Origin of the sequence: Caballeronia jiangsuensis, from assembly GCF_046030135.1 — a bacterium.
Lineage (GTDB): Bacteria > Pseudomonadota > Gammaproteobacteria > Burkholderiales > Burkholderiaceae > Caballeronia > Caballeronia jiangsuensis.
Genome location: NZ_JAQQDB010000010.1, coordinates 198,793 through 211,374, shown reverse-complemented (window position 1 = coordinate 211,374; position 12,582 = coordinate 198,793). Strand labels below are relative to the sequence as shown.

At 65.1% G+C, this 12,582-nt stretch carries 10 protein-coding genes; 2 read left to right on the top strand and 8 right to left on the bottom strand.

Features of this window, described 5'->3' with window-relative positions:
- Positions 1-139: 139 nt before the first annotated feature.
- Genes PQR08_RS13415 through PQR08_RS13405 form a run of 3 tightly spaced genes read right to left on the bottom strand, consistent with a single transcriptional unit; the run spans position 140 to position 6,141 of the window.
- The gene (locus PQR08_RS13415; RefSeq protein ID WP_187607610.1) at positions 140-1,669 is read right to left on the bottom strand and encodes an efflux transporter outer membrane subunit; all 1,530 of its coding nucleotides are present in this window, start codon (positions 1,667-1,669) and stop codon (positions 140-142) included.
- Between the two features lie 14 nt (positions 1,670-1,683).
- Positions 1,684-4,857, bottom strand: coding sequence for an efflux RND transporter permease subunit (locus PQR08_RS13410; RefSeq protein WP_187607609.1), 3,174 nt, complete (start codon positions 4,855-4,857; stop codon positions 1,684-1,686).
- Positions 4,858-4,872: 15 nt separating this feature from the next.
- Entirely contained in the window at positions 4,873-6,141 is a 1,269-nt protein-coding gene (locus PQR08_RS13405; protein WP_408161396.1) for an efflux RND transporter periplasmic adaptor subunit, read from the bottom strand.
- A gap of 457 nt (positions 6,142-6,598) precedes the next feature.
- Between PQR08_RS13405 and PQR08_RS13400 the strand changes: the two genes are divergently transcribed.
- Positions 6,599-7,237 carry a TetR family transcriptional regulator gene (locus PQR08_RS13400; protein WP_408161395.1) on the top strand — a complete coding sequence of 213 codons (639 nt, stop codon included), beginning with the start codon at positions 6,599-6,601 and terminating at the stop codon, positions 7,235-7,237.
- On the opposite strand, the gene PQR08_RS13395 is transcribed toward PQR08_RS13400, so the two are convergent.
- Positions 7,226-7,858, bottom strand: a complete 633-nt coding sequence (locus PQR08_RS13395) for a cysteine hydrolase family protein (protein ID WP_408161401.1) — start codon at positions 7,856-7,858, stop codon at positions 7,226-7,228. The two genes, PQR08_RS13400 and PQR08_RS13395, sit on opposite strands and share 12 nt — an antisense overlap.
- 122 nt (positions 7,859-7,980) lie before the next feature.
- On the opposite strand from PQR08_RS13395, the gene PQR08_RS13390 reads away from it, so the two are divergent.
- Complete coding sequence (locus tag PQR08_RS13390) at positions 7,981-8,937, top strand: helix-turn-helix domain-containing protein (RefSeq protein WP_408161394.1); 957 nt, start codon at positions 7,981-7,983, stop codon at positions 8,935-8,937.
- Positions 8,938-8,941: 4 nt separating this feature from the next.
- Here PQR08_RS13390 and PQR08_RS13385 read toward each other — a convergent pair whose 3' ends face one another.
- The 4 genes from PQR08_RS13385 to PQR08_RS13370 form a co-directional block, all read right to left on the bottom strand.
- Positions 8,942-9,733 carry an SRPBCC family protein gene (locus PQR08_RS13385; protein ID WP_250483124.1) on the bottom strand — a complete coding sequence of 264 codons (792 nt, stop codon included), beginning with the start codon at positions 9,731-9,733 and terminating at the stop codon, positions 8,942-8,944.
- 74 nt (positions 9,734-9,807) lie between these two features.
- Complete coding sequence (locus tag PQR08_RS13380; RefSeq protein WP_238209870.1) at positions 9,808-10,185, bottom strand: DUF427 domain-containing protein; 378 nt, start codon at positions 10,183-10,185, stop codon at positions 9,808-9,810.
- 145 nt (positions 10,186-10,330) lie between these two features.
- The gene (locus PQR08_RS13375) at positions 10,331-10,813 is read right to left on the bottom strand and encodes a carboxypeptidase regulatory-like domain-containing protein (protein WP_371880143.1); all 483 of its coding nucleotides are present in this window, start codon (positions 10,811-10,813) and stop codon (positions 10,331-10,333) included.
- Positions 10,814-10,951: 138 nt separating this feature from the next.
- Positions 10,952-12,454, bottom strand: a complete 1,503-nt coding sequence (locus PQR08_RS13370) for a DegQ family serine endoprotease (RefSeq protein WP_408161393.1) — start codon at positions 12,452-12,454, stop codon at positions 10,952-10,954.
- Between the last annotated feature and the right edge of the window lie 128 nt (positions 12,455-12,582).

The window sequence follows — 12,582 nt, the reverse complement described above, 5'->3', positions numbered from 1 at the left end:
AACGCCCTTGCGTTTCGCTAGTCCTTCACCACCATCAGGTTGGACAGGGGACTCGCACCCCCAAGCTGTTGTGCATGCTCGGCGCACCAAGAAAAAGCCCGGCGCGTGGCCGGGCTTCGTTTGCATCACGTCGGGCGGATCAACTCGCCGCGGGCGCCGAGGCCGGCTGCGGCGGCGCGCTCTGCGAGCCGTAGTCGACCGGCGCATCGGCGGGGCGCGGCGCTTCGCCGGCACGCTCGATCCATCCGCCGCCCATGAACTGATACAGATCGACGAGGTTGGTGAGGCGATTCAGCCGCGCCGTGATCAGCAACTGCTGCGCTTCGTACAGCGCCGTCTGCGCGGTCAGCACCGCGAGATAGCTGTCCACGCCATTGCGATAACGCAAGTCCGACAACTCCAGACGCCGGCTCTGCGAATTCACGAAGCGCTCGAGCGACTTGATCTGCTCGTCGAACGTGCCGCGTGCCGCGAGGCCGTCCGCGACTTCGCGGAACGCGGTCTGGATCGCCTTCTCGTAGTTGGCGATCTCGATGCGCTTCTGCACGTTCGCGAGATCGAGATTGGCCTTGTTCTGGCCGCCCTCGAAGATCGGCACCGTGATCTGCGGTGCGAACGACCACGCAGCCGAACCGGGCTTGAACAGACCGCCGAGCGTCGGCGACAGCGTGCCGAAGCTGCCCGTCAGCGAAACGCGCGGGAAGAACGCCGCACGCGCCGCGCCGATGTTCGCGTTGGCCGCGAGCAGCGACTGCTCCGCCGCCGCGATATCGGGACGGCGCGTCAGGAGATCGGACGGCAGGCCCGCCGGAATGTCCGACAGCAGGTTCTGCGTGTCGAGCGGCATGCCGGGCGGCAGGTCCGCGGGCAACGGTTCGCCCACGAGCAGCACCAGCGCGTTTTCCGCCTGCGCGCGCAAACGCGACTGCGTTTGCAGATTCGCCTGCGCCTCTTCGACGACGCCTTCCGACTGGCGCAAGTCCAGTTCGGTGCCCGTGCCGTTGTCGTACTGCAGCTTCGTGATACGGAACGACTCCTGCGCCGTCTTCAGCGTGTTCAGCGTGACGGTGAGCTGATCGTCGTAGGCGATCATCGTCAGATACTGATCTGCCACCGACGACACCAGCGCGATCTCCGCCGCCTTGCGCGATTCGGCAGTCGACAGATATTGCGCGAGCGCCTGATCCTTCAGGCTGCGGATGCGCCCGAAGAAGTCGATTTCCCACGACGCGTTCAGGCCGACCGAATACGTGTTCGAGATCGTCTGGTCGAAGAACGACAGATTGCGCGGCGTGCGCTGCTTGCTCTGCGACGCGGCTGCGTCGAGCGTCGGGAACAGGCCGGCGCGCGTGATCTGATACTGCGCGCGCGCCGCCTCGACGTTGAGCACCGAGACGCGCAAGTCGCGATTGTTCTTCAGCGCGAGCTCGACGATCTTCTGCAGACGCGCATCGGCGAAGAAATCGCGCCAGCCGATCTCCGGCGCGCTCTGCCCGTTCGCGCTGCGGCCATTGCTCGCCGACGACGACGCGTCCGGCTGGTGCGCGTACACGCCGCCTTCCGGAAACGTCTGCGTGACGGGCGCCGCCGGCTGCTCGTATTTCGGCTGGAGCGTGCAACCCGCGGCGAATACCGCTACGGCGGCCGCGATCAAGGAATGTTTAAGCATTTCTATGTCCTTCCTTATCGGGAGCCATTCTGCGAGCCGCCATGCGGACCTTCGATATCGCCCGATGTCCCCGGCGACGGCACGTCCTTGCTCTTGCTGAATTTCGAGATCACGACGAAGAACATCGGGATCATGAAAATGGCAAGGAAGGTCGCGGTCAACATGCCGCCGATCACGCCGGTGCCGATCGCGTGCTGGCTCGCCGAGCCCGCGCCGTTACTGATCGCGAGCGGCATCACGCCGAGAATGAACGCGAGCGACGTCATCAGGATCGGGCGCAACCGCAGGCGCGCCGCTTCCATCGCCGCTTCCACGGTCGACATGCCCTGGATGCGCAACTCGCGCGCGAATTCCACGATCAGAATCGCGTTTTTCGCCGACAGGCCCACCGTCGTCAACAGGCCGACCTGGAAAAACACGTCGTTCTCCAGACCGCGCAGCGTGGCGGCGAGCAGCGCCCCGAGCACGCCGAGCGGCACGACCATGATGACCGAGAACGGAATCGACCAGCTTTCGTACAGCGCCGCGAGACACAGGAACACGACGAGGATCGAGATGCCGTACAGGATCGGCGCCTGCGAACCCGACTGGCGTTCCTGATACGACAGACCCGTCCACTCGTAGCCGATACCCGCCGGCAGCTTCGCCGCGATCGCTTCCATCGCCGTCATCGCCTGGCCGGTCGACTTGCCGGGTGCTGCCGCGCCCTGGATTTCCACCGCCGAGATGCCGTTGTAACGCTCGAGCTTCGGCGACCCGAAGGTCCAGTTGCCGGTCGCGAACGCGCCGAACGGCACCATCGTTCCGGCGCCATTGCGCACGTACCACTTGTTGATGTCTTCCGGATTCATGCGGAACGGACCGTCGCCCTGCACGTAGACCTTCTTGATCCGGTTATCGACGTCGAGGAAGTTGTTCACGTACTGCGACGCCCAGGCGATCGAGAACGTCTGGTCGATGTCCGAAATCGCGACGCCGAGCGCGTTGGCCTTCTCGCGGTCGATGTTCACCTTGAACTGCGGCGTGTCGTTCAGGCCGTTCGGACGAACCTGCGCGAGCGTCGCGTCCTTCGATGCCATGCCGAGCAGCATGTTGCGCGCTTCCATCAGCTTCGCGTGGCCGAGGCCCCCGCGATCCTGCAGCTCGAAGTCGAAGCCCGCCGCGGTGCCGAGTTCGGGAATCGAAGGCGGATTGACCGGGAAGATCATCGCGTCCTTGTAGGGCGCGAAGTGCATGAACATCCGCCCGACGAGCGCCTGCACCTTCTGGTCGCTGTGCTGCCGGTCCGCATATTCCTTCATCCGCACGAACACGAGACCGGAGTTCTGGCCGCGGCCCGCGAACGAGAAGCCGTTCACCGTGAACACCGATTCGACGATCGCCTTCTCGTCCTTCAGCAGATACTCCTGCACGTCCTTCAGCACATGCGCCGTGTATTCCTGCGTGGAACCGGCCGGCGCCTGCACGAGCACGAACATCGTGCCCTGGTCTTCGTCAGGCAGGAACGACTTCGGCAGACGAAGGAACAGCATGCCCACCGCGACGATCACCACGATATAGATGATCAGCCAGCGGCCCGAGCGCCGGATCACGTGCTGCACGCCGCTGTGGTACTTCGCCTGGCTCTTGTTGAAGGTGCGGTTGAACCAGCCGAAAAAGCCCTTCTTCTCGGGCTGATGCCCTTCCGGATGCGGCTTCAGGATCGTCGCGCACAGCGCCGGCGTGAGAATCAGCGCGACCATCACGGACAGCACCATCGCCGCGACGATGGTCAGCGAGAACTGCCGGTAAATGGCGCCGACCGAGCCGCCCGAGAACGCCACCGGCACGAACACCGCCGACAGCACGAGCGCCACGCCGATCAGCGCGCCGGTGATCTGGTCCATCGCCTTGCGGGTCGCCTCGCGCGGCGATAAATGCTCCTCGGACATCACCCGCTCGACGTTTTCCACGACCACTATCGCATCGTCCACGAGCAGACCGATCGCCAGCACGAGGCCGAACATCGACAGCACGTTGATCGAGAAACCCACCGCCGACATGATCGCGAACGTGCCGAGCAGAACGACCGGCACCGCGATCGTCGGGATGATCGTCGCCCGCAGGTTCTGCAGGAACAGATACATCACGAGGAACACGAGCACGATACCTTCGATCAGCGTCTTGACCACTTCCTCGATCGACAGGCGCACGAACGGCGTCGTGTCATACGGATACTTCACGACGAGGCCGTGCGGGAAGTACTTCGAGAGGTCGTCGATCTTGGCCCGGACCGCCTTTGCCGTGGCGAGCGCGTTCGCGCCCGTCGCGAGCTGGATACCGAAGCCCGCCGTCGGCTGCCCGTTGTACTTCGTGTCGAAGTTGTAGTTTTCGCCGCCGAGGTCGATCTTCGCGACATCCTTCAGCCGCACTTGCGAGCCGTCCTGATTCACCTTCAGCAGGATGTTGCCGAACTGCTCGGGCGTGCGCAGCAGCGTCGCTTCGGTGATGGTCGCCTGCAGCATCTGCCCCGCCACCGCCGGCGTGCCGCCGAGACCGCCCGCCGCCACCTGCACGTTCTGATTGTTGATGGCGTTCTTCACGTCCACGGGCGTGAGCGCGTAGTTCGTGAGCTTGGTCGCATCGAGCCAGACGCGCATCGCGTACTGCGAGCCGAACAGTGTCGTCGTACCGACACCGTCGATACGCGAGAGCGGATCCGCCACGTTCGACGCCACGTAGTTCGCGAGGTCGTACTTGCTCATGCTGCCGTCTTCGGACACGAACGCGAGCACGAGCAGGAAGCTCGAACTCGATTTCGTGACCTTCGTGCCGAGCTGCTGCACGACCTGCGGCAGGAGCGGCGTGGCGAGCTGCAGCTTGTTCTGCACCTGCACCTGCGCGATGTCGGGGTTCGTGCCCGCCGCGAACGTCAGCGTGACGGTCGCCGTGCCCGAGTCATCCGATGTCGACGACAGATACAGCAAGTGATCGAGGCCGGTCATCTGCTGCTCGATCACCTGCGTCACCGTGTTTTCGACGGTGCTCGCGGATGCGCCCGGATACGTCGCGCTGATCTGGATCGCAGGCGGCGCGATCGTCGGATACTGCGCGACCGGCAGCGTGAAGATCGACGCCATCCCCGCCAGCATCAGGATGATGGCGATCACCCACGCGAAGATCGGTCGATCGATAAAAAACTTTGCCATGTAACAGGCTCCCTTTTATTGCGCGCCCGAAGCGGCCGATGCTGCCTGCGCACCACTCGCGCCGCTTGCGTTCGCCGGAGCGGCGGCGGCGCCCTGCGCGCCCGATGCGCCCGGCGCCTGCGCTGCCTGCGCGTCCGATGCCGGATACGGGAATTTCGCGTCGACCGGCTTCACCTGCATGCCGGGCTTCGCCTTTTCCACGCCATTCACGATCACCCGATCGCCCGGGTTCAGGCCGCTGTCGACCACCCAGTTGTTGCCGTAGGTCGCGCTCGTGACGAGCTGGCGCAGTTCGACCTTATCGTCCTTGTTGACGACGAGCGCGGTCGGCGTGCCCTTCTGGTCATGCGTGACGCCGATCTGCGGCACGACGAGCGCGTGATCGTTCACGCCTTCCTGAATGCGCGCGCGCACGAACATGCCCGGAAGGAGCACGCGGTCCTTGTTCTGGAAGATCGCGCGCACGGTCACGGAGCCGGTGCTCTGGTCGACGCTCACGTCGGAGAACTGCAGCTTGCCCTGCTCGGTGTAGGTGCGGCCGTCTTCGAGCACGAGCGTGACCTTCGCGGCGTGGATGCCTTCGGTCTGCAGGCGGCCTTCCTGGATCTGCCTGCGCAGTTGCAGGCCTTCGACGCTCGATTGCGTCAGGTCGACGTAGATCGGATCGAGCTGCTGCACGGTGGTCAAGAGCGTCGCGGCGCTCGCCTGCACATACGCGCCCGGCGTGACCTGCGACAGGCCGGTGCGGCCGGTGATCGGCGAGACGACATCGGTGTAGCCGAGGTTGATCTGCGCGGTATCGACCGATGCCTTGCCCGCGGCGACATCCGCCACGGCCTGGCCTTGCGATGCCACGGCGTTGTCGTAGTCCTGCTTCGACACCGCGTTGGCCGCGACGAGGATCTTGTAGCGCGACACGAGCGCGTTCTGCGACGCGACGTTCGCCTGCGCCTTCGCCAGCGTCGCCTTCGCGTTGTTCAGCGCGGCGATGTACGGCGCCGGATCGATCTTGTAGAGCCGCTGGCCGGCCTTGACTTCGGAGCCTTCCGTGAATTCACGGCGCAGCACGATGCCATCGACCCGGGCGCGCACTTGCGCGACGAGGTAGGCGTTGGTGCGGCCCGGCAAATCGACGACGACCGGCACGCTCGTCGGCTGCACGGTGACGGTGCCCACTTCGGGCGTTTGCGGCGGAGGCGCTGATTGTTTTTGCCCGCACGCTGCCAGGAACACGGCAGCCGTCGCGGCGGTGAGTAAGCGGAGTGGAATCCGTTCGACGCGCATGGAGCGACCTCTGTCTAAGACTGAGAGTGAAGTAAGTGCGCGGCGGCCTTCCCCGGGCAATGCCGCGCACGAGCGTCCTTCAGGACGCTTCCAATAAACAAAACTTATCCGACGATTGAGCGGCGACGCCGGCCAGCGGCCGGCATTTCATGCACGTGCGCGACGCTCTGAAGCGCCGCCAGTGGCCCAAGGAAGGCCGAACGCGCAATGGAAACGAAAGCTTAATTCGGAATCTGCTCGCCCGCGGCTGAAATTTGTGAATATCGGTGGACGGGTGGTATTGTATATACATTCGTGGATGAATGTATAAACGCGTACACGTTTATCCCCATTTGAAGCGAGAAACAACTCGTTCAGGCGTCCGACTTCGGTCGGCCAACCTTAGACAAGGGGCGCGCGACGCGCCCGTTCAACGGCAGCAAGAGCAGGAGCAGACGGCCCGAAAAGGCCGCACGATATGGTCAGAAGAACCAAGGAAGAAGCGCAGGCGACGCGCAATCGAGTTCTCGACGCGGCCGAGCGCGTCTTCTATGAGAAAGGCGTATCGCGCACGACGCTCGCGGATATCGCGCAGGCGGCGGGCGTGACGCGCGGCGCGATTTACTGGCATTTCGCCAACAAGGGCGATCTCTTCAACGCGATGTTCGACCGCAGCCTGCTGCCGCTCGACGAGCTCGTCGCAACCACGCTCGACGGCAAGGAAGAAGACCCGCTCACGCGCCTTCGGGAGCTGTTCGCCTGGTGCATGCGCAACATCACGACCGACGAGCAGCGCCGCCGCGTCTTCGACATCCTCTTTCTGAAATGCGAGTTCGTCGAGGAAATGGGACCGGTGCGCGAGCGGCATCAGAACAACATGCGCGACGGCATGGAGCGCATCGAGCGCGCGCTGCGCAACGCCGTCGAAAAAAAGCAGCTTCCCGCGACGCTCGACACGAACCGTGCGACGACCATGCTTCACTGCCTGTTCACCGGCATCCTGCATGATTCGCTGATGCTGCCGGACCTCGTCCATCCGGAGCGCGATGCCGAAGCGCTCATCGACGCGTGCTTCGACGCGCTGCGTTGCAGCCCGGCCCTCCTCTTAACGACCTGAATTCGCGGCGCGTGCTCGCTGGTTCGACGCGTAGATGTTGTCGCGCGCGGGCGGCTCGCCGCTTTCCAGCGCGCTGATCCAGTCGTCCGTAGCGAGCACGGTGGCGAAACGCGACTGCATCACCACCGTGAACACGCGGTGAATCTCTTCCGCACTCGCACGGCCCGCGCTGTTTTCGTAGAGCACGGCGCCGGTCGCATCCACGAGGAATTCCACCGCGAGGCCGGCATGCACCGCGTGCTTGACGGTCGAGTCGTCGCAGTTGTGGGTCATGTAGCCGGCGATCACGATCGTGTCGATGTCCTGCGCCGTCAGCCAGTCGGCGAGATCGGTGCCGGCGAACGCGCTCGGCAGCGATTTCTCGACGTAATGCGCGCGCGGCCGCGACGCCACCGTTTCGTGCAGCTCGGCCATCGCGGAGCCGCGCGCGAAGATCGGCGCGCTCGCCGGCGCGAAATTCTGCACGACGACCACCGGCACGCCGTGCTTTTCGGCGGCATCCATCGCGCGCGCGATATTCGCAAGCGACACGTTCACATCGGGATATTCGATCAGCAGGTTCCCATCGACGTACTCGTTCTGCACATCGATGACGATCAGGGCGCGGCGCGGCATGGTCAGCTCCTTCGTGGATAGTCGAAGCATTGTCGCCGCGCCCGCGCGATGTCCAGAAGTGGCCCGATCGCCAACTTTCATCGGAATCGGGCCAAAATGCATCTATTCGATGTTTTCCCGGAACGCGCATGACCCGCCATTCGATCGCTGTCGTCGCGTTCGACCGCATCAGCCCGTTCCATCTCGCGGTGCCGTGCATCGTGTTCGGCGAAGAGCGCGGCGGGATTGGCGTGCCGTCGTTCGACTTTCGCGTCTGCGCCGCCGAACCGCACGCGCTCGCGACATCCGCCGGCTTCACGATCGCGGCCCGGCATTCGCTCGACGCCCTCGCCGACGCCGATGTGATCATCGTGCCGTCCTGGCGCGATCCGGACGAGATGCCGCCCGATGCGCTGCTCGATGCGCTTCGCGCGGCGCACGCACGCGGCGCGTATGTCGTCGGGCTGTGCCTCGGCTCGTATGTGCTCGCGGCGGCGGGCCTGCTCGACGGCCGCGCGGCCACGACGCACTGGGCGTGGGCCGACGATTTCGCGCGGCGCTATCCGCGCGTGCGGCTCGATCCGAACGTGCTCTATATCGACGATGAAAACATCACGACCTCGGCCGGCACCGCAGCCGGACTCGATTGCTGCCTGCACGTGCTGCGCAGGCTGGCGGGCTCGCACGCAGCGAATCAGGTCGCGCGGCGGCTCGTCGTGCCGCCGCATCGGCAGGGCTCGCAGGCGCAGTTCATCGACGAGCCGGTTCCCGAGCGCCAGAACGGCGAAAAGCTCGCCGGACTGCTCGACTGGCTGCGCGCCAATCTGCAAACGGATCATTCGCTCGATGCGCTCGCCGCGCGCATGGCCATGAGCCGTCGCAACTTTACGCGTCGCTTTCGGGAAACAACGGGCGCGACGGTCGGCGCGTGGCTCGTCGGGCAACGTGTCGCGCTCGCGCAGCGCTTGCTCGAAGATACGGACCTGCCGATCGATCGCATCGCGGAACGAAGCGGCTTTCGCACCGGCGCGACGCTGCGCCAGCAGTTTGCGGAGACGCTGAAGACTTCGCCGTCGGCTTATCGACGGGCGTTTCGCGGGACGTAGCCGGTCATTGCAGCCCGATGTGCTGCGCGAGATACGCGAACAGCGCGACGCACACGAGCATCGCCGCCCAGGCCCAGATGGGCAAGCCGAGCGGATGCGGATCGTGGGAATGATCGCGCTCGTGATGCCCGAAGGCATGCCCGTGCAGACGATGCCGCAGCACGCCGCTCGCGTGAGCATCGGCGGACGGCGCGCGCATCGCGCCCGAGCGACGCGAGAATGCCGCCGACATCGCGCTCGGCCGCAAGAACACGTGCCGGCGCTCGGCGCGCTCGCCCGCCGCGCGCATCGACGGCAAGGCGTGCTTCGCGCGCACCACTTCGCAGAATTCGGCGAAGAATTCGTCGGCGCCTTCGCGCAGCGCATTTTCGATCTGGCGGGCAGGCAGGCCGGCGAGCGGCCCCGATACCGTCGCCCAGACGGTGTATTCGATCCAGGTGGCGCCGCCGTCGTCGTCCGGATTCAACGCGACCGCGATCTGTCCGCGCAAGGAGCCGACGCCCTCGCCGCGCGCCTTGAAACTCAACGTGCGGGCGTACACGGCATCGTCGGACTGGGCGATCTCGCTTTCCGCATGCCCCGCCTGACGCGTGCGCCCGGCGGCATGCGCGCGAATCTCGTAGCGCGCCCGCAGCGCGCCGAGCGGCACGGTCAGCGTGAGGACATACTCGCCGCCGGGCGTGCGCGTGAACGACTCGCAATTGTCGAGGCTCGCGCGCAGCAGCGCGAGATCGGAGAGCGCCTCCCGGACATGCGCCGGGTCGAGCGGAACGCACAATGCATCGGTGACTTCCATTCGAGCCTCCGGCAAAAGGATCGCATGCGTTCGTTATGGCCGAGCGGGCGTGAGGTGTCTGTTCGGCTGCGCGCCTATGACGTTTCGTCGATACGATCGACACGCGAAACGTAAAACGCGAGATAGCCCTTGATTTTCACGGCGGCGTCGAGCGGCGATTCGTAGCTCCACGCGGCGTTCTCCACCGGACCGTCTTCGGTCAGCAGATGATAATGCGTGGCCTGGCCCTTGATCGGACAATCCGTGGTGTGGATGGAGCGTTCCAGACGCGCCATGTTCACGTCGGCGCGCGGGAAGTAGTGCACGTTTTCCGCGCCCGGCTCGATGAGCGTGAGGGACGCGTGTGTATCGGCGTAGGTCACGCCCTGATGAATCACGCGGCAGCGGCGGCCATTCAGCGTGATCTCGATGTGATGCGCCGTCTGGTGCCCGTCGTTCAGTTCCGTGCCCATCGTGCTGCCCCTCCCGCGTGAAAACCGACATCCCAAGAAAAAGCCACGAGTCATCGAGACGCCCGCGGCTTAATTATGAGACAAACTTCCGATTCTGCGTGAGCGCTTTCGATGCCCCGGGCGTATCCCCTTTGGACGCCCGCGCTTACTGAATGTTCCAGTGGAACGCCGCCTTGGCCTTGCCGGGCCCGGCGATCGTCACTGCCTGCTTTTTCTCCTGATCCTTGTACTTCGCGTAGACCGTATAGCTGCCCGGCGGCAGCTTGACGAGCATATATGGTCCCATCGACTCGGCGGAAAGCGCTTCGCCGCCCTTGCCATCGACGATGCGTACGTGCACACCCGAGAGGTAATCGGCGGTCGGGCCCGTGAAGCGCAGCGACAGTGGCCAGTGCGCCTGTTCACGCAACAAGGCGCGCGACTCGTCGAGCCCCACGCCGCCGGACGTATAGGAGACGTCGCCTTGCTGCTGAATCTGCGGCAGGCCGCCGCCGTTGGTGTTGCCCGCGCTCGACATGTCGCTCGTCGTGCCGCCCGATGCCTGCGCCCAGGCCCCGCCCGCCATGCCGGCGCTCATCGCCGCAACGAGAACTGCGGCCGCCAGCCTGCCCGTGGTCTTGCTCGTCATGTTTCTGCTCCTTAGTCCGATGCCGCCGCGCCCGGGAGCCGGCGGCGTCACGCCCGATGCGTCGATTTCACGCGATGGGGCACCAGGGAACCGTGGAGCATGGTTCGTGCCCGCATTGCGTGGACCAGCGCACGCGCGTCAGCCGAGATCGACCGGAACGAAGATCTGGGCATCGTCGCGCTGGATCAGCAGCGCGATGCTGTCGCCCGCGCGCTGGACCATCGACTTCAACTGTTGCACCGACGTGACCGGCTGGCCGTTCACGGCGAGAATCACATCGCCCGGCTGGATGCCCGCGTTCGCCGCCGCGCCGTTCGACTGCTGCACGAGCAGGCCGCGCGAGAGCGAGTCGCTCTGCTTCTCTTCCGGCGTGAGCGGGCGCACCGCGACGCCCAGCCGCGCGTCCTGCGCCGATGCGCTGTCGTCGCCGCCGGTGTTCGCGCTCGCGGTCTTCGCATCCTTGAGCGCGCCGATCGTCACGGAGAGATCCTTCGCGCCCTTGTCGCGCCACACCGTCACCTTCGCGGCGGTGCCCGGCGAGAGGCCCGCGACCTGCGACGGCAGCGAGGTCGAATCAGTCACCGGCACGCCGTTCAGCGCGGTGATCACGTCGCCCGGCTGCAACCCGCCCTTCGCGGCCGGTCCGCCCGGCTCGACTGAACTCACGAGCGCGCCTTGCGGCGACTTCATGCCGAACGAGTTCGCGAGCGTCTGGTTCATGCCCTGCACCGTCACGCCGAGGCGGCCGCGATCGACGTGCCCCGTCTTGATGAGCGCGTCCTTGACCTTGATCGCCTCATTGATCGGGATGGCGAACGAAAGGCCCTGGAAGCCGCCCGTCTGCGAATAGATCATCGAGTTGATGCCGATTACTTCGCCCTGCAGATTGAAAAGCGGGCCGCCCGAGTTGCCCGGATTCACGGGCACGTCGGTCTGGATGAACGGCGTGTAGTTTTCGTTGGGCAGCGCGCGCGACTTCGCGCTGATGATGCCCGAGGTCACGGTGTTGTCGAAGCCGTACGGCGAGCCGATCGCGACGACCCACTGACCAACCTTGCTGCCGTTGGGATCACCGATTTTCACGGTCGGCAGATCCTTCGCGTCGATCTTCAGCACGGCGACATCCGATTGCTTGTCGGCGCCGATGACCTTCGCGCGATATTCGCGCTTGTCCGTCAGCTTCACGGTGACGACGTTGGCGTTGTCGACGACATGCGCGTTCGTCAGGATGTAGCCGTCGCTGCTCACGATGAAGCCCGAACCGAGACCTTCGCTCGGACGATCCGCGCCGGGACCGCCATCGCCGCCGCCGAAGCCGGGCATGCCGCCGAAGCGCTTGAAGAACTGGTAGAGGGGATCGTCCGGATCCATCGGCAATTGATTCTGGCCGCGGCGATTCGACGTCTGCTTGACGACGTGCTTCGCGCTGATGTTCACCACAGCGGGACCATAGGTTTCGACGAGACCGGAAAAGTCAGGAATGCCTGTTTTTGCTGCGGCTTCGGCGGGCATCATCGCCGCCGCGGCTGGCGCGATGACCTGCGGCGCCGGCACGTTGTTGTGTCCAGCCACGTAGCCCGCCGACAAGGCAACTGCAACGGCCGCTGCGACGGCGCTGCGGGTGAGGATCTTCGCTTTCATCGTGTGCTCCTGACGAGGGGATGCGCTATTGGAGAGCGCGCTGATTCGATGGAGCAAGATTACGGGGCGTCGCTTAATCCTTTCTTAAAAAACGAAAAAGGGCGTCTGTGAACAGACGCCCTTGGTAC